The organism is Rhizobium sp. BK602 (assembly GCF_014195095.1).
Classification (GTDB): domain Bacteria; phylum Pseudomonadota; class Alphaproteobacteria; order Rhizobiales; family Rhizobiaceae; genus Rhizobium.
This window is the reverse complement of record NZ_JACIBC010000002.1, coordinates 571437-590463: the sequence shown is the minus strand read 5'-3', so window position 1 is coordinate 590463 and position 19027 is coordinate 571437. Positions and strand designations below refer to the sequence as shown.

Here is a 19027-nt window from a genome sequence, read left to right as displayed (position 1 = left end):
TGTCGGGGATACGATCCGGCCTTAGAGGATCATACCGCCCGAGACTTCGATGCGCTGGCCATTGACCCAGCGATTGTCGTCCGACAGCAGCGAAGCGATCATCGGACCGATATCGTCGGGCAGGCCGGCGCGGCCGAGCGCGGTCATGGAGGCGACCATCCTGTTGACCTCCGGATTGTCGCGGACGATGCCGCCGCTGAAATCCGTCTGGATGGCCCCCGGCGCCACCGTGTTGACGGCGATGCCGCGGGGGCCGAGCTCCTTGGCGAGATAGCGCGTGAGAACCTCGACCGCACCCTTCATCGCCGCATAGGCCGACGAGCCTGGATTGCTGAAGCGGGCAAGGCCGGAGGAAATGTTGACGATGCGGCCGCCATCCCGGATCAAGGGCAACAGCTTCTGCGTGAGGAAATACACGCCCTTGAGATGGACGTTGTAGAGCGTGTCGAACTCGGCTTCCGTCGTCTCGGCGAAGGCGGCGTGATAGGAGGTACCGGCATTGTTGACGAGAAAATCGAAGCGATCGCGGCCCCAGTTTTGCTGCAGCGCGCGCCCGATCTCGACGGCAAAAATGGCAAAGGATGCCACGTCGCCGGCATCGAGCCGCAGGGCCACAGCCTTGCCGCCAAGCGCCTCGATTTCGGCAACCGCGCTCTCGGCTTCTGCCCGATTTGAGCGATAGGTCAGGATGGTATCGACGCCGCGACGAGCGAGATGAAGGGCGGTATTGCGCCCGAGACCGCGGCTGCCGCCGGTGATGATTGCGATCTTTGCCTTTGATTTATCAGCATTTTCAACTGTCATTGCCGTTCTCCGAGGACTATCTGATGACGGGAATCTACGCCCGCGGAGCCATTTTCCTGAATGCCGGAACTCTCGAATTTCTTGCCTATTCCTCCAACCGCCTTGTTGGCCGTCATCCCTCTGCTATGATCGCGCAATGGCCCCTACCCCGGAGACCGCCGATGTCGTCAGCCCTTAAAGATGCGATCACGCAATTCATCGATGCCAATGATAGCGGCGGCGATACGGTGTTTTCGACGGGCATCGATGGCCTGCACATCATGCGCTCCACCGAGCCGAAGATGCCGCATGCGATGATCTATCGACCAGCGCTCTGCGTCATTCTCCAGGGCGCAAAGCAATTGATGCTGAATGACAGGGTGATCGACTATGCCGAGATGCAGGCCCTCATCATCAGCATCGAGCTGCCCGCAGCCGGCAGGGTGATCCAGGCCAGCATGGAGAAGCCTTATATTGCCCTCTCGCTCGAATTCGATGTCGGCGTGATGCGCGAGGTGATGGAGCAGCTCGACAGGCCGCCGAAACCGACCGGCGGCGCTCATCTCGGCATCTTTGTCGAGGATCTCGGCGAGCAGCTTGCCGACTGCCTGGCGCGACTGACACGGCTGCTCGCAACGCCGAGCGCCATTCCGGTGCTCTATCCGGCGATCATGCGGGAAATCTGCTTCTGGATGCTGACCGGCCCCAATGGCGGCGAGGTCTGCAAGCTTATGCTGCCGGACGGACAGACGCGCCGCGTCGCGGACGCGATCCGCCTGCTGCGCGACAATTTCGCCGAGCCGGTGCGGATCGAGCGGCTGGCTGCGGCCGCGCGCATGAGTCCCTCCTCGTTCCATCAGCATTTCAAGACGCTGACCTCGATGACCCCGCTGCAATATCAGAAGCAGATGCGGCTGCTCGAAGCCCGGCGCCTGATGGTGGCCGGTCAAGCCAATGTGGAGACCGCGGCCTATCGGGTCGGTTACGAAAGCGCCTCGCAATTCAGCCGCGAATATACCCGCATGTTCGGTACGCCGCCGAAACGAGACGTTACCGAGATGCGGATGGCGAGCTAAAGCAGTCCAGTGTTTCATGGAAACTCTGGACTGCTCTATCTCTTTGTTTTCCAGCAGTTCCGGACGGAAAACCGCCGCGCACTGTTTCTGGATTTGCGCTAGCGGCTCTGGCCGAGCGCCAGCACCCTGCTCTCCTCCCGCCCGAAACCGGCGATTTCCAGCCGATCGTCATAGACGGAGACGATCGCATAGGCGTTGTCATACTCTGTATCGACCATGCCTTTGAAATTGACGAAAGAGGTGCCGTCCGCCACGCCGAAATTGCCGGCGTGATTATGGCCGCTGAGATAGGCGACGACATGGTCCTGTCCGGCGAGCAACGCCAGCATCCGGCCGCTGTCGAGCGCATTGTGCGCATTCTCCGGGAAAACCGGATAATGGCTCATCACGACCACCTTTTCGCCGGCCGCCTTGGCTTCGTCCAGCCGGGTGGTAAGCCAGGCATATTGCGCATCGCCAATCGCGGCATTCCAGCGCTGCCAGTTCGGCGCGCCGGTGTTGCGCAGCGCCGTCATCAGCGCCTTGGCCTCATCGCGGCGCGGATCGCCCTCCGGCGGAGCGAAGACGCTGATCTCATTGCCGTCGAGCGCAATGAAGCGATAGCCGGCATGGGTGAAGTCATAATAGGCCGAGGGCATGCCGACACGGCCGGCGACCTCGGCCAGATGCTCCGCCGCAACCACGAAATCATGATTGCCAAGCAGGAAATGCCGCTGATGCCGCAGGGTCTCGTAGACCGGGAGAATATCGTCGAAGCTCTCCCAATGACGGTCGATGATGTCGCCGAGGGTGACGACGAAGGCGAGATCGTGTCGATTGAACTCCGCGATCGCGTCCGCGAGCTTGCCGAGGCTCTTGGCCGGATAGCGGTCGAGCGCGAGATTGGGCTCCAGGGCGGCATATTGCGGATCGGCGACCACGCCGAAGCGGAAGAGCGGGACGGACAGGGACGACATGCAGCCTCCTTCGGGCCGGCAAAGCAACGATCGGGCGCTGGCAAACGGCAGATATGAAAACACCCGACGCCTGGAGGGCGCCGGGTGCGGAAAACCAAGCCGTGACGGCCGGGCTTACTTCGTGGCGGCTTCGTAGCGCTCCAGGACGTAATCCCAGTTGATCAGGCTATCGATGAAGGCCTCGATATACTTCGGACGCAGGTTGCGGTAGTCGATGTAGTAGGAATGTTCCCAGACGTCGATGCCGAGGATCGGGGTCGCGCCATGAACCAGCGGGTTCTCGCCGTTCGGGGTCTTGGAGATTTCGAGCTTGCCGTTCTTGACGGAAACCCAGGCCCAGCCGGAACCGAACTGGGTGGCGCCGGCAGCGGCGAAATCGGCCTTGAACTTGTCATAGCCGCCGAGATCGGAGGCGAAGGCTGCTTCGAGCTTGCCCGGCAGCTTGTTGCCGCCGCCGCCCTTCTTCATCCAGTTCCAGAAGAGCACATGGTTGTAGTGCTGGGCAGCATTGTTGAAGAGGCCGGCATTGGTGCCGAACGACTTCTTCACGATCTCTTCGAGGGAGAGATCGGAGAGACCGGCTTCGGCAGCGAGCTTGTTGCCATTGTCGACATAGGCCTTGTGATGCTTGTCGTGGTGATACTCGAGGGTCTCACGCGACATGAAGGGGGAAAGCGCGTCATAATCGTAGGGAAGTTCAGGCAATACGAAAGCCATGGTCATATCTCCTCTTGGCAAAAGATTGCGTCGGCAGGTGATCGGGAACATAGGTGGGGACGCATTGAAGGGCAACCGGCGACATGCCAAAAAAAGCGCTGATCGAAGGAAAAATTGCTCTGCTTTCAATTGAATATAGGCATAGCTTAAAAACCGACATCGATGCATATCATGACGGGCCGACGCCCCACCGCCAGGTATGATCGCCGTCGACAACCGCGCCTCCGAAAGCTAGCCTTCATCGAGTGCCCGACATGCAACGCATCAGCGAGACCGGTTCCTTGAAAATTGCCTGCCTGCATACCGCCGACAGCAATATCGCGATCTACGAAGACGCCGCCCGTGAGCTTGGCCTTTTGCCCGGCGTCCTGCACCATCATGTCCGCGCCGACCTCCTTCTGGCCGCCGAACGCGTGGGAAAACTGACGCCGGATATCGAGGCCGAAACGGCAGCCGTCCTGCGGCAGCTTGCGCAAGAGGCCGATGCCGTAGTGCTGAATTGCTCGACCCTCGGGCCGACGGCCTTGCGGGTGGCCGATGGAACCGCAGCTCCCGTCATCAGGGCGGATGGCGTGCTGGCGCAAAGGGCCGTGGCAGGCGGCGGCAAGGTTATCGTCCTCTGCACGGTCGAAACGACCATCGTCCCGACGACGCGGCTTTTCGAAACGGCCGCGAGGGAGACTGGCGCTGCGATTGACGTGCGGCTCATTCCGGGCGCATGGGCATTGTTCCGTGGCGGCGATCAGCCGGCCTATCTGGCGCGCATCGCCGAAGCGGCGGAAGAAGCCCATCGCGAAGGCGCCCGGACGGTCGTCTTCGCGCAGGCATCGATGACGGGGGCACTGCAACTGTTGAAACAAAGCGGCACCCTGCCGATGACCGGCCCCGCCGCCGCTCTGCAGGCAGCCGTGACGGCGGTGGCCGCCACTTAAAGAGAGTACCGACAAGACGGTTAGCAGGCTTGGCATTGCCGATCCCGTGGTCCAGATTGGCATGACCGTTACGCCCGCGAGGCCTGTCCGCACATTCTGCAGCGGTCGCGCCACCTCGCGGAAGACCATCAGCCGGCCACGCGCCGGCACCGAGACATGCAAAGGCCAGACAATGACCGAGACGAGATGGGAGGCAGCCGCGCCGGCTGAACCGGAAACCGCCTATTGGATGCGGAACCTGATCATCTGCCTCCTCGGCTCCTTCACCACCATCGTGGCGATGACCCTCCTGCTGCCTTTCCTGCCGCTCTATGTCGAGGAGCTCGGCGTCAGCGACAAGGCGGCGATCGTGCAATGGTCCGGTATCGCCTATGGCGCCACCTTCTTTGCCGCCGCCTTCGTCGCGCCGCTCTGGGGCCGGCTTGGGGATATCTACGGCCGCAAGCTGATGCTGGTGCGCGCCAGCCTTGGCATGACGGTGGCGATCTCGCTGATGGGCATGGCTGGCAGCGTCTGGCAATTGGTGGCGCTGCGCCTGTTCACCGGTCTTGCCGGCGGCTATGCCTCCGGCTCGATGGTGCTGGTGGCGACCCAGACGCCGAAACATCGCTCGGCCTGGGCGCTCGGCGTCCTGTCCTCGGGGATCATGGCCGGCAATCTCGTCGGCCCCCTGATTGGCGGCGGCCTGCCGCCCGTCATCGGCATTCGCGGCACCTTTCTGCTCGCCGGCGGCGTGATCTTCTTCACCTTCCTGGCGACGACCTTCCTGATCAAGGAGGAGAAGTCGCCGGCACGCAAGAAGGCCGCGAAGGCAAGCGGCGGCTGGGCCTCCATCCCCGACAAACGGCCCGCCATCGCCATGCTGGCGATCGGCCTGCTGTTGATGCTTGCCAATATGTCGATCGAGCCGATCATCACCGTCTATGTCGCCCAATTCGTCGAGAGCGCGCATGTCACGATGGTTTCGGGCGTGGTCATGGCCGCCGCGGCGCTCGGCAGCATTCTGTCGGCCTCATGGCTCGGCAAGCTTGCCGACCGCATCGGCCACTGGACCGTCATAACGGCGGCTCTGGCGGTCGCGGCGCTGCTGCTGATCCCGCAGGCTTTCGTAACCTCCGCCTGGCAATTGATCGCGCTGCGTTTCCTGATGGGCATCGCGCTCGGCGGGCTGCTGCCCTGCATCACCGCCGTCATCCGCCACAACGTACCGGACGCCGCCGCCGGCAGCATCCTCGGCCTTTCGATCTCCGCGCAATATGTCGGCCAGGTGGCCGGCCCGGTGATGGGCGGCTTCGTCGGCGGCCACATCGGCATGCCCGCCGTCTTCCTCGGCACCTGCGTGCTGCTGGCAATGGGAGCGGTCTATTGCTGGTGGGTCAGCCCGAGGAAAGAGGGGGCGTAGCCCATCTTCCTTGTCGCTGTCGAAGTATCTTCGGGATGACGTAGGCCGGTGTACATTTTGCTATTCTCGACAGGTCACGGGTGATTCTGGAGACCCACAATGCTTCCGACCTTTGAAACCGACCGCCTGATCCTTCGCCCGCGCACGATGGCCGATATCGAGGCGTGCATGGCGATGGATCGCGATCCGGAGGTCACGAAGTTCATTCCGGGGCCGTGGGATGATCCGCAGGCGCACCGGCTCTTCCTGACGAACCGCATTCAGGCCGACTTTGGCGACGGCCTCGGCTATTGGTCCGTCTTCGCCAAGGACAAGCCCGAGCAGTTCCTAGGATGGATATTGCTCATTCCCGCCGATGCGGTCGGGCCGGAGATCGAGATCGGCTGGCGGCTGAACAGGCTCACCTGGGGCAAGGGATATGCCACCGAGGCGGCAAGGCCGGTTCTTGCCCATGCCTTCGGGACGCTCCACCTGACAGACGTGATTGCCGATATCGCGCCCGGCAACACGGCTTCCATGCGCGTCGCCGAAAAACTCGGCCTGTCGCCGGCGCAGGAGACGGAATATCTCGGCCAACCCTTTGCGTCCTACCGGATCACAAGGGCGGCCTTCGAAGCCAATTCCATGGCCTCATGATCCGAAAGCTCGGCGCGTGGCCTACTCCTCGCTGGCGCTGCGGCCATAGGCCCAGTCCATGTACAGTTCCAGCGCCTTGCGGGTGACTGGCCCCTGCTGGAATTCGCGATCCTCCAGGCGGGTGACGGCGACCACCTTGGAAAAATTGCCTGACGTGAAGATCTCGTCGGCGGCCATGAACTGTTCGACGGACAGCGTTTCCTCGCGCACGTCGAAGCCTTCCTGGCGCAAAAGGCCGATGACGCGGGCGCGGGTGATGCCGGCGAGGAAGGTGCGATTGGCGACGGGCGTATAGACGACGCCGTCCTTGACCATGAAGATGTTGGACGAGGCGGTTTCCGCCACGTTGCCGTTCATGTCGCGCGCCAGCGCATTGTCGAAGCCGCGCTTCTTGGCTTCCAGGATCATGCGGCCGCTGTTCGGATAGAGCGAACCGGCCTTGGCGTCGGTCATCGCGGTTTCCGGCGACGGGCGGCGGAAGGGCGACACGGTCAGTGAAATACCACCCTGGCCGCCCAGCGGCGCCTCGAACAGGCAGAGCGCGAAGCGGGTCGATTCCGCGTCGACAGCCACCACGCTGCCCGGCGAACCATGCTCGCCCCAATACATCGGCTTGATATAGAGCGGCGTCTTGCCGTCGAATTTCCTGATGCCCTCCCAGGCAAGCGCCTCGATCTCCTCAGCCGTCTTGAGCGGCTTCAGGCCCATGGCGAGCGCCGAGCGGTTGATGCGCTGGCAATGCAGGTCGAGATCCGGCGCGATGCCGTCGAACCAGCGGGCGCCGTCGAAGACAGTCGAACCCAGCCACATGGCATGCGAGGTCGGCCCGATCAGCGGCGGGTTGCCGGTGAGCCATTCCCCCTCGACATAGGTCCAGGTGGTGAAGCGGGGCGATGTATCGACGGCCATGATGTTTTCCTCCTGAAGGCGGCAAGAAGGAAATCCCCGTACAGCCAGAGGGTCAAGCGGAAATCGCCGCCCGAAACCCATTCGCAACAAAGCGCCGGAAGCCACCCTCCCCGCGCAATTTTCATGCGTCGAAACAACAGCTTGACGAATGGGTCGATCAGGAAAAATGATGAGCCAAAGCAAACGCGGCAAGCTATACGAGATACCCATGAAAGCTATGTATTATGAGGCCTTCGAGGCCACGCCCGAAATCCGCACCCTCCCCGATCCCACGCCCGGCGAGGATGGCGTCGTCATCGCCGTCGGCGCCACCGGCCTTTGCCGCAGCGACTGGCACGGCTGGATGGGACATGATCCCGACATCAAGCTACCGCATGTCCCCGGCCACGAGCTTGCCGGCAAGGTCGTGGCGACCGGGCGCGGCGTCGTGCGTTTCAAGGTCGGCGACCGGGTGACGGTTCCCTTCGTCTCCGGCTGCGGCCATTGCGCCGAATGCCATTCCGGCAACCAGCAGGTCTGCCCGAGCCAGTTCCAGCCCGGCTTCACCCATTGGGGCTCGTTCGCCGAATATGTCGCGATCGACTATGCCGACACCAATCTCGTGCATCTGCCGGAAACAGTCGACGATGCGACGGCGGCAAGCCTCGGCTGCCGGTTCGCCACCTCGTTTCGCGCCGTCGCCGACCAGGCGAAGACGCGGCCGGGCGAATGGATCGCCGTACACGGCTGCGGCGGTGTCGGTCTGTCCGCCATCATGATCGCCAGCGCGCTCGGTGCGAACGCCATCGCCGTCGACATTTCCGACGAGAAGCTGGCCTTCGCCCGCGAATGCGGCGCGGTGGCGACGATCAATGCGAGCCATGTTGCCGACGTCGCCGAAGCCGTGCGCGAGATCACCAAGGGCGGCGCGCATGTCTCGATCGACGCGCTCGGCCATCCCGCCACCTGCTTCAACTCGATCAAGAACCTCCGCCGTCGCGGCCGGCATGTGCAGGTCGGCCTGATGCTCGGCGAGCATGCGACACCGCAGATCCCGATGGCGCAGGTGATCGGCCACGAGCTGGAAATCTACGGCAGCCACGGCATGCAGGCCTGGCGTTACGACGCGATGCTCGACATGATCGCCGCCGGCAAGATCGCGCCACAAAAGCTGATCGGCCGGCGGATCAGCCTGGAAGAGGCCGTGCCGGCACTGATGACGATGGACAAGGCGGAAGGCACCGGCATCAGCGTGATTACACGGTTCTGATATATGCCGGTGCTATGTCCGGCGAGCAGCAACCTGCGGAGAGGATAGCATCATGGCATGGTCCGCCGGCCAATATGTGAAATTCGAGGATGAACGCACCCGCCCGGCGCGCGACCTGCTGGCGCAGGTGCCGCTTACGCGTATCGAGCGCGCGATCGACCTCGGCTGCGGGCCGGGCAACTCCACCGAACTGATCGTCGAGCGCTATGGCGCAGCCGGCGTCTCCGGTCTCGACAGCGACGACAACATGCTGGAAGCCGCCCGCAAGCGGTTGCCCGGCACGGACTTCATCAAGGCCGACCTAGCCACCTGGCAGCCGGAAGAGCCCGTCGACCTGCTGTTCGCAAATGCCGTGTTCCAATGGCTGCCCGACCATCTCGATCGTCTCGAGCATCTGATGGACGGGCTGAAGCCGGGCGGCGCGCTTGCCGTCCAGATGCCGGACAATCTGACCGAGCCCAGCCATCTGATGATGGAGGAAACCGCCAGGAACGGCCCCTGGAGCGAGGCCTTTGCCCGCAAGAGCGTGCGCCGCAATCCCCTGCCCGCGCCCTCGGTCTATTATGACAGGCTGATCGGCAAATCCGAGCGCATCGATATCTGGCACACCCACTACAATCATCCGCTCACCAATGCGGCCGCCATCGTCGAATGGGTCAAGGGCACGGGCCTGCGCCCCTATCTCGACCATGCCGGGCCGGAACACCGCGACGCCTTCGCCGTCGCCTATCTCGCCCGCATCGAAAAGGCCTATCCGCCGCTTGCGGACGGCAAGGTATTGCTGCGCTTTCCGCGGCTGTTTCTGGTTGCGGTGAAGAAGTAGACGAACTCCGAAGTCAACAACGACCGGCTGGCGGCGATGCTTGATCCCATCGACAACCGGCGACGGCCCGCGCTACAGCGCCGCGCGTCACATATGACGCGCAAAGGTCGCCGTAGCACGTCAAAGCTGCTGCGTAATTTTATCCTTAGATCGATTCCGATCTAAGGAATTATGCAGTAGAACATGCGTAACCAAGGCAAAAACCGCAACAGGTCCGAGGAGATACCCGATGTCGTCCAGAAACCCGATGTTCATCCGCTTGGCCGAGGTGCGCTCGTGAGCGCCCCGGATGTCGCGCCGGCGCCGCCGCTGACCTTCGTGATCTTCGGCGCCACCGGCGATCTGACGCGGCGGCTACTGATCCCGACCTTGATCAACATGACCCGCAGCGGGCTCGTCGGCGAGGACCTGCACATCCTCGGCATCGGCATCGAGACCGGTGGCGTCGACATGCTGCTGGAACGGCTGGAATCCTTCCTTCAGACATCCGGCGACATGCAGGATCCGGACCGGCAGGCGGCCTGGGCGAGCCTGCGCAAGCGCATCAGCTACATCTCCGGCGACTTCACCCAGAACGCCGTCTATGACGAGATCGGCCAATATCTGACGCAGGCGCCAAGCGCCAACGCGGCCTTCTATTTCGCCGTGCCGCCGCGCTTCTTCGGCGATATCGCCGAAAGACTTGCCGCGAACGGGCTGCTCAAGGAAACGGCCGGCGCCTTCCGCCGCATCGCCATCGAAAAGCCCTTCGGCCACGATCTGGCCTCGGCCCGCGAGCTGAATGCCCGGCTGCTCAGCCACGCCAATGAAAGCCAGATCTATCGCATCGATCATTTCCTCGGCAAGGAAACCGTCCAGAACATCCTGGCGACGCGCTTCGCCAACATGATGATCGAGGCGCTCTGGAACAACAACTATATCGATCACGTCCAGATCACTGCGGCCGAGCTGGTGGATGTCGGCACGCGCGGCAAGTTCTACGATTCGACCGGCGCGCTGCGCGACATGGTGCCGAACCACCTGTTCCAGCTCCTCTCCATGGTGGCGATGGAGCCGCCGAACAGCTTCGACGCCGAATCCATCCGCAACGAAAAGGGCAAGCTTCTGAGGGCCCTGCGCATCTATTCCCGCGAGGAGGCAGCCCAGAACGGCGTGCGCGGCGCCTATACGGCAGGCCCGCTCGCCGGCAAGGACCTGCCCGCCTATACGCAGACGACCGACGTCGCCCCCGACAGCAACACCGAAACCTTCGTGGCGTTGAAGCTTTACCTGGACACCTGGCGCTGGGCCGGCGTGCCTTTCTACCTGCGCACCGGCAAGGCGATGAAGGCGCGCGATACCGAGGTGGTCATCACCTTCCGGCAGGTGCCTTTCGCGCAATTCCCGCGCCAAGCCTCGAGCCCGGACCTGCCGCCGAACCGGCTGATCATCCAGGTGCAGCCCGACGAGGGTCTCGACATGGAGATCTCGATCAAGGCTCCCGGCCTCGTGCTCAAGACCGTGCCGATCTCGCTCGACTTCCGCTATGCCGACCGTTTCGACATCGGCCATCAGACCGGTTACGAAAGCCTGTTCTACGAACTCTTCGTCGGCGACCAGACCCTGTTCCAGCGCGCCGACGGCATCGAGGCCGGCTGGGCCGCCGTGCAGCCCTTCCTCGACCTCTGGGCCGAGGGTGGCAAGCCCGACCCATACGCCCCCGGCAGCATGGGCCCGGCCTGCGCCGACGACCTCATCGGCCGCGACGGCCGCGCCTGGCACCAGCCGGACGACAAGCCGGACAGCAAGAAGGTGTGAGCATGCGGGGGCTGGCTCCGGAAACGGGGCCGGCCCCGCGTCTTAATTCTCGAATTGATAGAGGATGCGCTCGGCGCGGCGTGCTTCCAGAACGGCCGCGAAGAAGCGATCCTGTTCGGGATCGTCGGCGAGCGCGTTCATCGTGAAGCCGGCTTCATGGCGCGTGGCCTGCCCGCCCATATATCCGCCGCGCTCGACCCAAAGGCTCGGATAGTCCTGGCTGTACCGGCAGGAATTGGCCGAGCTGATGGCATAGACATATTGCCGGCCATAGGCTTGCATCATCGGCGGGATCGTATGGGTTTCATTCTTGTCGCGGCCCTGACCGTCGGCGCAGGCCGAGTGAAAGACGAGTTCGACCTGCCCTTCATAGGCGCGCCAAAGCTCTGGATAACTCCAATCGCGGCAGATCAGGAAGCCGCAGGAAACGCCTTCGATATCCAGGACGAGCTGGTGTCGGCCCAATTCGAAAGCGCGCAGATCGTTGGTCGAGCAGCAGCGCTTGTCATAGCGTCCGGCGAGCTGACCGTTGCGGTCGAAAACGTAGAGAGAGTTGAACTTCGCCTGCGTGACCTCGTCACGATGGACGCTGCCGGTCGCGATCCAGATACGATGCCGCCGCGCCGCCGACCGCACCGCTTCCACCGCCGTCTGGAGAGCTGCCCAATCGAAGCCGGTCCAATCCGGCCAATTGGCCGAACCATAGCCGGACAAAGCGCATTCCGGGAAATGGGCGACATCGGCGCCAGCCTCAGCCGCCGCTTCGATCAGCGACAGAATCCGCGCCGCGTTCGCCGCGATGTCATGCCCCACCGGAATCTGGCACGTCGCCACGCGCAAACGGTCCGGCGCACCAATTGCCGACGGCCGCTTATGCCAAGTATAGGTGCCGTCCCATTTCGCCATGAACCTTCCCCGCCACGACTCGACTGGTGGGCAACCAGTTTAGCAGAAAGCGGCTAAGATGACCTGCGGACATCATGCGACAAAACACAAAAGGCCCCGCAGTCTACCCACGGGGCCTTCATCACCAATGACAGCAGATCAAAGGAACTGGTTCAGCCCCGGCACCGAGCCGACGACCTGATCGACCACGTCGTTGCCGGCATGCTCGCGGGCAGTCGCAATGGTTGCCTTGGCGAGCGACGTGACCTCGCCCATGCTGAGGCCGCTGCTCATCAGCTGCTGGCCAAGCGCCATGAGGCCGCCGCCACCGCCGACGGCGCTGAGGAGACCGCCGAGCAGGCCGCCGCCGGAGGCTTCCTCGCCGCCATATTGTGCGACCAGATCGGAAGCGCCGGGGATCGCCGCGATCATCTTGGTGACCGCGCCATCCGGCGCTTCACGCTGCAGGAAGCCAAGGATCATGCCGACGGCCTTCTCCGCGACATCGGGAGCGATGCCGGCTTTTGCTGCGATTTGGTCGATAACTTCGTTCACTGTGGCCTCCTGCCTGTTAAACTCTAACGCTAACGTCAACGTAACTGAATGACCCGATCGATACAAGCCATGCCGAATATGCCTATTCTACCAGAAGCATAAGCATGGTGTGAATGGTTGTTCTCACTCACGTCTGTTCCTATAACAGTAGCAGCACAAATCTATGAATGGCCCTGGCAAGCTCTCGGGCGTTGCCGTGCCGCCGCCCAAAGGGAGACGACACCTCATGCCGCAGCAGGATGGACAGATTTTCGTCGGCGCCAGCCGCAATCCGGACGACAGCCTCAACAAGAGCGAATATCTGACGCTGAAATTCGGCAATCGCCATGGCCTCGTCACCGGGGCGACCGGCACCGGCAAAACCGTGACGCTGCAGGTGCTGGCGGAAGGTTTTTCCAAAGCCGGCGTGCCGGTCTTCTGCGCCGACATCAAGGGCGATCTTTCGGGCATCGCCGCCAAGGGCGAACCGAAGGATTTTCTTCTGAAGCGCGCCGAGGAGGTCGGCCTGAAGCCTTACGACTTCGAGCAGTTCCCGGTGATCTTCTGGGATCTCTACGGCGAAAAGGGCCATCGCGTGCGCACCACCATCGCCGAGATGGGGCCGCTGTTGCTCGCCCGGCTGATGGACGCATCCGAGGCGCAGGAGGGTGTGCTCAACATCGCCTTCAAGATCGCCGACGAGAACGGCCTGGCGCTGCTCGACCTCAAGGACTTCCAGGCGCTGCTGAACTATATGGGCGAAAATGCCAGCGAGCTTTCCAGCAAATACGGCCTGATCTCGAAATCCTCGGTCGGCTCGATCCAGCGTGCGATGCTGGTCCTGGAGCAGCAGGGCGCGGAGCATTTCTTCGGCGAGCCGGCCCTGAAGATTTCCGACATCATGCGCGTCAGCAACAACGGCTACGGGCAGGTCTCGGTGCTGGCGGCCGAGAAGCTGATGATGAACCCGCGCCTCTATGCCACCTTCCTGCTCTGGCTGCTGTCGGAGCTCTTCGAGGAGCTGCCCGAGGTGGGCGATCCCGAAAAGCCGAGGCTGGTCTTCTTCTTCGACGAGGCGCATCTGCTCTTCAACGATGCGCCGAAGGTGCTGATCGAGCGCGTCGAGCAGGTGGTGCGCCTGATCCGCTCCAAGGGTGTGGGCGTCTATTTCGTCACGCAGAACCCGCTTGATGTGCCCGAAACCGTGCTCGCCCAGCTCGGCAACCGCGTGCAGCATGCATTGCGCGCCTATTCGCCGCGCGAGCAGAAGGCCGTGCAGACGGCGGCCGAGACGTTCCGGCCCAATCCGGCCTTCAAGACCGCCGAGGTCATCACCACGCTCGGCACCGGCGAGGCGCTGGTCTCCATGCTCGAGGCCAAGGGCGCCCCCTCGATCGTCGAACGCACGCTGATCCGCCCGCCGTCCGGCCGCATCGGTCCGGTGAGCGACGCCGAGCGCCAGGCCGTGATCAATGCGAGCCCGGTCGCCGGCCTCTACGACGAGACGGTCGACCGCGAATCCGCCTATGAGATCCTCGCAGCCCGCGCCGGCAAGGCGGCCGACCAGGCTGCGGCCAAGGAAGACGCAGACAGCACCGGCGGCTGGACGCTTCCCGGCTTCGGCGGCGACAAGCCGGCAGGACGCGGCCGCTCCGGCTACCAGCGCGAGACGGTGATGGAAGCGGCGCTGAAAAGCGTCGCGCGCACGGTGGCGACACAGGTCGGCCGGGCGCTGGTGCGCGGGATTTTGGGAAGTCTGAAGCGGTAAAGAATTACCCTCCCCTTGAGGGGGCAGGGCAATCACATATGAGGCGAATGAGCACCGGAAACTCCTTCTCCCCAGCGGGGAGAAGGTGGCCCGAAGGGTCGGATGAGGGGGTCTTTCTCCACGGCAAGAATGACCTTTCGCTGACGCTCAAGGTGCTCGTCGTTCCACTCCTCGCCCCCCTCATCCGCCTGTCGGCACCTTCTCCCCGCTGGGGAGAAGGGGTTGCGCGGCAACCACCTCATCTCATATGCGATAGCCCTGCCCCTCAAGGGGAAGGTGTTATTTTACCGCTCCGGCGCGACCAGCGAGAAGAACGCCCCTTGCGGGTCTGTCGCCTGGACGATCCAGCTGCCGCCGGGGACCTGCATCGGGCCGTTGACGATCTTGCCGCCGGCTTCGTTGACGCGGCCAACGGCAGCATCGATAGCCGGCACGTTGAAATAGAAATTCCAGGCCGGCACCGGCATTTCCGGCGTCTTGGTCATGATGCCGCCGAAGTCCCGGCCGCCGATCTTGAAGATCTTATATTGGCCCATCGGCCCCATGTCGAAATCGGAGCTCCATTCCCAGCCGAACATGTCGCAATAGAAATCGAAAGCCTTCGGGCCGTCGCCGGCATAGAGTTCGTGCCAACCGACATAGCCGGGCGCGTTGGGCGCCGACGGTTCCCAGTCCTGGCCCGGCAGCGGCGTGAACAGGCAAAAAGCGGCGCCATAGGGGTCGCCGACCACGGCGAAGCGGCCGATGCCTGGAATATCCGCCGGCTCGCGATGGACCTTGCCACCCTTGGCGGCGACAGCCCTGGCCGCCTCGTCGACATCGGGCACGCCGATATAGCCGATCCAGCAGGGCGGCGTGCCCATGGCCTTGGCCTCTTCCGGCAGCAGCATCAGTCCAGCGATCGGGCCGGCGCCGGCGCTGAACAGGGTATAGGCCATCTCGATTTCCGGCATGCCGGCATCCGCGGCCGTCCAGCCGACCACCTTGCGGTAGAAGGCTTCCGCCGCCGCCATATCGGTGGTCATGAGCTCGTACCAGACGAAATATCCCTTCGCAGCCATTGTCTCACTCCCTATTGTCTTGATGATATGACCTACCCGGCCCGCCAGCGGCCCCAGCCGGTCGGCACGACCGAACTTCACTGCATCCTAAACATGGCGTTTCGCATCTTTGTTCCCGGCGGCATGCCGCCGGGATCTTACACAGGCCGCCTCACAGCTCAGTGACAGCAGGACTGCGCCTTGGGGATTTCTTCGTATTCGTCGTGGCGACGCACGAAATCCATGGTGCTGTTTTCGTTCCGCCCCTTGGGCGCGCGATCGAGGATCATCAGCGTGCCGATGAATTCTTCCAACCCGCGGGTATAGCTGGAATAGGTATGGAAGATATTGCCCGCCTCATCCTTCTGGAAAGCGCTGAGACCCGGCAGCTCGTCATGGCCATCGGACGGGTCCATGGCATTGAAATTGTAGAATATCGTCTCGCCGGCAAGCTGATCCCTAGTGAAGGAGACGTGATAGTCGAAATTGAAGTCGCTACCGAAGGACGACACCCAGGGGAAGTTCCAGCCCATGCGCCTTTTGTAGGCTTCCACCTTGTCGATCGGCGCGCGGGACACGGCGACCAGCGTGACGTCGTGATGATTGAGATGCGGCAAGGTTGCGTCGAAATGATCGGCGACGAAGGAGCAGCCGGGGCAGCCGGCCTCCCAATCGGGACCGAGCATGAAATGATAGACGAGCAGCTGGCTGCGCCCGTCGAAGAGATCGGCAAGCGATCTTTTGCCCGCCGGCGTATCGAACATGTAGGATTTGTCGACCTTGACCCAGGGCAAGGCCAGGCGCTCGGCATTGACGCTGTCGCGCAAATGCGTCGCCTCCTTTTCCCTGGCAAGCAACGCGCGGCGAGCCTCCAGCCACGCCTCTCGGGAAACGACCTGGTTCATTGTCCACCCTCCTCCGGTGTCCGCTTGTTCCAAATCTTGACAAATACATTGATATCAATATTAATGAATCATGTCAAACATGCTTGAAATCCCTTTTGAAACAACGCTTCTGGTGCGCGATACCTGCCTTTGCCTGCATGTACAGCGTGCCGCCCGTGCCTTGGCGCGGCGCTTCGATCAGGCACTGAGGCCGCTTGGGCTCACCAACAGCCAGTTTTCGCTGATGATGTCTTTGAACCGGCCGCAGCCCGCCCCCATGGGGCCGGTCGCCAATCTGCTGGCAATAGACCAGACGACGCTGACAGCCGCCTTAAAGCCGCTGCAGCGGCGGGGCTGGGTCGAGATCCTTCCCAATCCGAGGGATCGCCGGGCGCGGCTGCTGAGCCTGACGCCATCTGGCAAGACCGTGCTGGCTGCGGCGGTGCCGATCTGGGAGCGGACACATGCGGAGGTGGAGGAACGCTTGCCCGACGGCGATGCCGACCGGCTGCGGCGGGACTTGCTGGCTCTGACCTAGAGCAATTCCAGGAAAAGCGCATAGCGGTTTTCGTCCGGAATTGCATAAAAACAAAGGGATAGAGCATCTTGCAATTCGAAGAAAAGCGGGAATGCTCTTAGGGCGTCGCGTGCGGTCGAAACGGTGCCGGCCATGCTGCGAACGACTGATTGCACGACGATGGCATGTCCGTTGCACAAAGACGTGAAGCCGTGCCTAACCCGTGGCGGACGACAGATATCGGTGCTACATCGGCGACGGAATCCCAGCCGAGGAGAATGAAGAATGGCAAAACGCATCCCCTGCCTCCAGGTCATCGCCTGTGCGATCCCGGCGCTGCTGCTCGGCTGCCTTTCCGGCGCATCCGCCGCACAGCAAAGCGAGCTGGTGGACGCGCCGGCGGCCTTTGCTGTGGCCGATCATCCTGCCATTTTGATCGCTCACGCCACCGGAGCCCAGATTTACGAATGCAAGGCAGATGCCGGCGGCGCGACAAGCTGGACTTTTCGCGAACCCATCGCCACGCTCACCAAGGATGGCGGGACGATAGGCCGTCACTATGCCGGCCCCAGCTGGGAACTTAGCGATGGCAGCATGGTCAAAGGCAAGCAATCGGCCACGGCGCCTGGTGCCACGCCCGATGACATAGCCTTGCTGAAGCTTGACGTCGTCGACCATCGTGGAGACGGCACCCTCAAGGATGCGAAACTGGTGCTGCGCCTGAACACGCATGGCGGCGTCCTGAAGGGCGGATGCCCGAAGGCGGGCGAGCTGCGCGCGGAACCCTATTCGGCAGACTACGCCTTCTTGCGCTAGAGCAACTCCAGGAAAAGTACGCAGCGGTTTTCCGTCCGGAATTGCGTAACAACAAAGAGATAGAGCGTTTTCGCAATTCGGAGAAAAGCGGAAATGCTCTAGATGTGCGGCTCCGACCAGGCTGCTTCGAGGCCATGGTAAGGTCTCAGCACGAATCCTGATCGCCCGAAGCGCGCTTCGCTGCTCTAAGATCCCTCACCATATGCGATGCGCGGATCGCCCTCGAAATCGGTACGCGCGAAACCAATACGGCTTTTCGGAAAATCGCAGAGCGCCTGCACGCCGGCCGGCGACAGACGGATGCGCCATGTCTGGCGCTCGACGGGTTCGCGTTCCGAGAAGGCGCGGGCGGTCAGCAGCGCGATGTTCCTGCCGCCTTTGGGGTCGCGGACGGATCGGTAGAGGATCGCCTCCACCTCCCCTGCCCGCGCGGCATCGGCCAGCGACTGGCAGGCTTCGTAGCTGACGGGATCGCTCCAGGCTTCGCCGTCGCGCGCCAACGGCTGCCGCGTCAGGTCGATGGCGCGGCCGGTGGCGATCGCGGCGGCGAAGGCGGTATATTCGGCCGCGTTGGCGGGCAGCGGCGTCTCGGGAGAATCGCTGAAGAAAAGAAGCCGGTAGAAGCTCATTTCCGCCAGCGCCGTTTCCACCCGTTCGGAGGCATAGAAGACGCCGAGCGTGCGCCCGGCACGGCGAAAGCGCGAACCATGGGGATAGACCGCGCCATAGCGAAAAGGCGTGGCAAGCAGATAGTCGAGACCGGCGCATTCCGGCGGCAAAACCGGCTTGCTCTCCTCCAGCAGATCCTCGAGAAGCGCCTGCTCTTCCAGCGTATCGACCAGCTTCAATGTGGAGACCTGATGCTGCGCCTCCACCAGCCGCCAGTAACGGCCCGAGAGCGGCCGAGCCTCAGACGAGAGCGCGGCGGGCGTCCAGATAGGCAAGGACATCGGTCAATCCGGAAATGGACGTGATCTTTTCGAGCGGCGGCGCGCCGAAGGCGAGATTGGCGTTGCGCAGCCATTGCCGCGCCACTGTCTCGTCGCCACCGACGATGGCATCGAGTGAACGGAAGAGGCGCACGAAGAGCACGGCGAGCTCGAACGGCTTGCTGTTGCGCTCCAGGAGGTGATCCTGTCGCTTCATGCGCGACACCGTCGCCTCCGAGACGCCGATGACGGCGGCCAGCATGCGCGCATTCAGGCCCAGCCGCTCCGCCGCGCTCACCACCGCCTTGGTGATGACCAGAGCCTCGCCAGGATTTGCACGACCTATCGCTTGAGCATTTGCCATGGCCATATCC

At 63.0% G+C, this 19027-nt stretch carries 20 protein-coding genes; 10 read left to right on the top strand and 10 right to left on the bottom strand.

Going from position 1 to position 19027, the window contains the following annotated elements; genetic code table 11:
- Positions 1 to 21: 21 nt before the first annotated feature.
- Positions 22 to 804: an SDR family oxidoreductase gene (locus tag FHX11_RS08415; RefSeq protein ID WP_184356933.1), complete on the bottom strand. Its 783-nt coding sequence runs from the start codon at positions 802 to 804 to the stop codon at positions 22 to 24.
- Positions 805 to 965: 161 nt separating this feature from the next.
- Between FHX11_RS08415 and FHX11_RS08410 the strand changes: the two genes are divergently transcribed.
- Positions 966 to 1859 carry an AraC family transcriptional regulator gene (locus tag FHX11_RS08410; RefSeq protein WP_184356931.1) on the top strand — a complete coding sequence of 298 codons (894 nt, stop codon included), beginning with the start codon at positions 966 to 968 and terminating at the stop codon, positions 1857 to 1859.
- A 98-nt stretch (positions 1860 to 1957) separates the two neighbouring features.
- Here the strand turns inward: FHX11_RS08410 and FHX11_RS08405 are convergent, their stop codons facing one another.
- Both FHX11_RS08405 and FHX11_RS08400 read right to left on the bottom strand, forming a co-directional pair.
- Positions 1958 to 2815 carry a metallophosphoesterase gene (locus FHX11_RS08405; RefSeq protein ID WP_184356929.1) on the bottom strand — a complete coding sequence of 286 codons (858 nt, stop codon included), beginning with the start codon at positions 2813 to 2815 and terminating at the stop codon, positions 1958 to 1960.
- Positions 2816 to 2929: 114 nt separating this feature from the next.
- Complete coding sequence (locus FHX11_RS08400; protein WP_184356927.1) at positions 2930 to 3532, bottom strand: superoxide dismutase; 603 nt, start codon at positions 3530 to 3532, stop codon at positions 2930 to 2932.
- Positions 3533 to 3786: 254 nt separating this feature from the next.
- Between FHX11_RS08400 and FHX11_RS08395 the strand changes: the two genes are divergently transcribed.
- The 3 genes from FHX11_RS08395 to FHX11_RS08385 all read left to right on the top strand — a co-directional run bounded on the left by FHX11_RS08395 (position 3787) and on the right by FHX11_RS08385 (position 6502).
- A complete protein-coding gene (locus FHX11_RS08395) occupies positions 3787 to 4464 on the top strand; it encodes an aspartate/glutamate racemase family protein (protein ID WP_246780927.1) in 678 nt (225 codons plus the stop codon).
- Between the two features lie 172 nt (positions 4465 to 4636).
- Positions 4637 to 5866 carry an MFS transporter gene (locus FHX11_RS08390; RefSeq protein ID WP_184356925.1) on the top strand — a complete coding sequence of 410 codons (1230 nt, stop codon included), beginning with the start codon at positions 4637 to 4639 and terminating at the stop codon, positions 5864 to 5866.
- A 99-nt stretch (positions 5867 to 5965) separates the two neighbouring features.
- Entirely contained in the window at positions 5966 to 6502 is a 537-nt protein-coding gene (locus tag FHX11_RS08385; RefSeq protein ID WP_184356923.1) for a GNAT family N-acetyltransferase, read from the top strand.
- Between the two features lie 21 nt (positions 6503 to 6523).
- On the opposite strand, the gene FHX11_RS08380 is transcribed toward FHX11_RS08385, so the two are convergent.
- The gene (locus FHX11_RS08380) at positions 6524 to 7411 is read right to left on the bottom strand and encodes a branched-chain amino acid aminotransferase (RefSeq protein ID WP_184356921.1); all 888 of its coding nucleotides are present in this window, start codon (positions 7409 to 7411) and stop codon (positions 6524 to 6526) included.
- Positions 7412 to 7619: 208 nt separating this feature from the next.
- Between FHX11_RS08380 and FHX11_RS08375 the strand changes: the two genes are divergently transcribed.
- The 3 genes from FHX11_RS08375 (at position 7620) to zwf (ending at position 11280) form a co-directional block, all read left to right on the top strand.
- On the top strand, positions 7620 to 8660 hold the full coding sequence (locus tag FHX11_RS08375; RefSeq protein WP_184356919.1) for a zinc-dependent alcohol dehydrogenase family protein: 1041 nt from the start codon (positions 7620 to 7622) through the stop codon (positions 8658 to 8660).
- A gap of 52 nt (positions 8661 to 8712) precedes the next feature.
- Positions 8713 to 9483, top strand: a complete 771-nt coding sequence (gene tam, locus FHX11_RS08370; protein WP_184356917.1) for a trans-aconitate 2-methyltransferase — start codon at positions 8713 to 8715, stop codon at positions 9481 to 9483.
- 276 nt (positions 9484 to 9759) lie between these two features.
- Positions 9760 to 11280, top strand: coding sequence for a glucose-6-phosphate dehydrogenase (gene zwf / locus FHX11_RS08365; RefSeq protein ID WP_184357526.1), 1521 nt, complete (start codon positions 9760 to 9762; stop codon positions 11278 to 11280).
- A 42-nt stretch (positions 11281 to 11322) separates the two neighbouring features.
- Here zwf and FHX11_RS08360 read toward each other — a convergent pair whose 3' ends face one another.
- Both FHX11_RS08360 and FHX11_RS08355 read right to left on the bottom strand, forming a co-directional pair.
- Positions 11323 to 12186, bottom strand: a complete 864-nt coding sequence (locus FHX11_RS08360; RefSeq protein WP_184356915.1) for a carbon-nitrogen hydrolase family protein — start codon at positions 12184 to 12186, stop codon at positions 11323 to 11325.
- A 138-nt stretch (positions 12187 to 12324) separates the two neighbouring features.
- Positions 12325 to 12720: a hypothetical protein gene (locus FHX11_RS08355; protein ID WP_184356913.1), complete on the bottom strand. Its 396-nt coding sequence runs from the start codon at positions 12718 to 12720 to the stop codon at positions 12325 to 12327.
- 226 nt (positions 12721 to 12946) lie between these two features.
- On the opposite strand from FHX11_RS08355, the gene FHX11_RS08350 reads away from it, so the two are divergent.
- Positions 12947 to 14467: a helicase HerA-like C-terminal domain-containing protein gene (locus tag FHX11_RS08350; RefSeq protein WP_184356911.1), complete on the top strand. Its 1521-nt coding sequence runs from the start codon at positions 12947 to 12949 to the stop codon at positions 14465 to 14467.
- 284 nt (positions 14468 to 14751) lie between these two features.
- Here the strand turns inward: FHX11_RS08350 and FHX11_RS08345 are convergent, their stop codons facing one another.
- Positions 14752 to 15528 (bottom strand): VOC family protein, encoded by a 777-nt coding sequence (locus FHX11_RS08345; protein ID WP_184356909.1) that lies wholly within the window; start codon positions 15526 to 15528, stop codon positions 14752 to 14754.
- A gap of 158 nt (positions 15529 to 15686) precedes the next feature.
- Positions 15687 to 16412 carry a thioredoxin family protein gene (locus FHX11_RS08340; protein WP_184356907.1) on the bottom strand — a complete coding sequence of 242 codons (726 nt, stop codon included), beginning with the start codon at positions 16410 to 16412 and terminating at the stop codon, positions 15687 to 15689.
- A 70-nt stretch (positions 16413 to 16482) separates the two neighbouring features.
- On the opposite strand from FHX11_RS08340, the gene FHX11_RS08335 reads away from it, so the two are divergent.
- Together FHX11_RS08335 and FHX11_RS08330 are read left to right on the top strand one after the other, a co-directional pair.
- Complete coding sequence (locus FHX11_RS08335; protein ID WP_184356905.1) at positions 16483 to 16929, top strand: MarR family transcriptional regulator; 447 nt, start codon at positions 16483 to 16485, stop codon at positions 16927 to 16929.
- A 264-nt stretch (positions 16930 to 17193) separates the two neighbouring features.
- Positions 17194 to 17724 (top strand): DUF3455 domain-containing protein, encoded by a 531-nt coding sequence (locus tag FHX11_RS08330; protein WP_184356903.1) that lies wholly within the window; start codon positions 17194 to 17196, stop codon positions 17722 to 17724.
- Positions 17725 to 17909: 185 nt separating this feature from the next.
- On the opposite strand, the gene FHX11_RS08325 is transcribed toward FHX11_RS08330, so the two are convergent.
- Both FHX11_RS08325 and FHX11_RS08320 read right to left on the bottom strand, forming a co-directional pair.
- Positions 17910 to 18674 carry an RES family NAD+ phosphorylase gene (locus FHX11_RS08325; protein ID WP_184356901.1) on the bottom strand — a complete coding sequence of 255 codons (765 nt, stop codon included), beginning with the start codon at positions 18672 to 18674 and terminating at the stop codon, positions 17910 to 17912.
- Complete coding sequence (locus FHX11_RS08320) at positions 18634 to 19017, bottom strand: MbcA/ParS/Xre antitoxin family protein (RefSeq protein ID WP_184356899.1); 384 nt, start codon at positions 19015 to 19017, stop codon at positions 18634 to 18636. The genes FHX11_RS08325 and FHX11_RS08320 overlap by 41 nt, the downstream gene beginning before the upstream one ends.
- Between the last annotated feature and the right edge of the window lie 10 nt (positions 19018 to 19027).

Excerpts from the sequence above, each read along its gene's own strand:
- FHX11_RS08415 (WP_184356933.1), bottom strand. The coding sequence starts at position 804 with ATGACAGTTGAAAATGCTGATAAATCAAAGGCAAAGATCGCAATCATC.
- FHX11_RS08410 (WP_184356931.1), top strand. The coding sequence starts at position 966 with ATGTCGTCAGCCCTTAAAGATGCGATCACGCAATTCATCGATGCCAAT.
- FHX11_RS08405 (WP_184356929.1), bottom strand. The coding sequence starts at position 2,815 with ATGTCGTCCCTGTCCGTCCCGCTCTTCCGCTTCGGCGTGGTCGCCGAT.
- FHX11_RS08400 (WP_184356927.1), bottom strand. The coding sequence starts at position 3,532 with ATGGCTTTCGTATTGCCTGAACTTCCCTACGATTATGACGCGCTTTCC.
- FHX11_RS08395 (WP_246780927.1), top strand. The coding sequence starts at position 3,787 with ATGCAACGCATCAGCGAGACCGGTTCCTTGAAAATTGCCTGCCTGCAT.
- FHX11_RS08390 (WP_184356925.1), top strand. The coding sequence starts at position 4,637 with ATGACCGAGACGAGATGGGAGGCAGCCGCGCCGGCTGAACCGGAAACC.
- FHX11_RS08385 (WP_184356923.1), top strand. The coding sequence starts at position 5,966 with ATGCTTCCGACCTTTGAAACCGACCGCCTGATCCTTCGCCCGCGCACG.
- FHX11_RS08380 (WP_184356921.1), bottom strand. The coding sequence starts at position 7,411 with ATGGCCGTCGATACATCGCCCCGCTTCACCACCTGGACCTATGTCGAG.
- FHX11_RS08375 (WP_184356919.1), top strand. The coding sequence starts at position 7,620 with ATGAAAGCTATGTATTATGAGGCCTTCGAGGCCACGCCCGAAATCCGC.
- tam (WP_184356917.1), top strand. The coding sequence starts at position 8,713 with ATGGCATGGTCCGCCGGCCAATATGTGAAATTCGAGGATGAACGCACC.
- FHX11_RS08360 (WP_184356915.1), bottom strand. The coding sequence starts at position 12,186 with ATGGCGAAATGGGACGGCACCTATACTTGGCATAAGCGGCCGTCGGCA.
- FHX11_RS08350 (WP_184356911.1), top strand. The coding sequence starts at position 12,947 with ATGCCGCAGCAGGATGGACAGATTTTCGTCGGCGCCAGCCGCAATCCG.
- FHX11_RS08345 (WP_184356909.1), bottom strand. The coding sequence starts at position 15,528 with ATGGCTGCGAAGGGATATTTCGTCTGGTACGAGCTCATGACCACCGAT.
- FHX11_RS08340 (WP_184356907.1), bottom strand. The coding sequence starts at position 16,412 with ATGAACCAGGTCGTTTCCCGAGAGGCGTGGCTGGAGGCTCGCCGCGCG.
- FHX11_RS08335 (WP_184356905.1), top strand. The coding sequence starts at position 16,483 with ATGTCAAACATGCTTGAAATCCCTTTTGAAACAACGCTTCTGGTGCGC.
- FHX11_RS08330 (WP_184356903.1), top strand. The coding sequence starts at position 17,194 with ATGGCAAAACGCATCCCCTGCCTCCAGGTCATCGCCTGTGCGATCCCG.
- FHX11_RS08325 (WP_184356901.1), bottom strand. The coding sequence starts at position 18,674 with ATGTCCTTGCCTATCTGGACGCCCGCCGCGCTCTCGTCTGAGGCTCGG.
- FHX11_RS08320 (WP_184356899.1), bottom strand. The coding sequence starts at position 19,017 with ATGGCAAATGCTCAAGCGATAGGTCGTGCAAATCCTGGCGAGGCTCTG.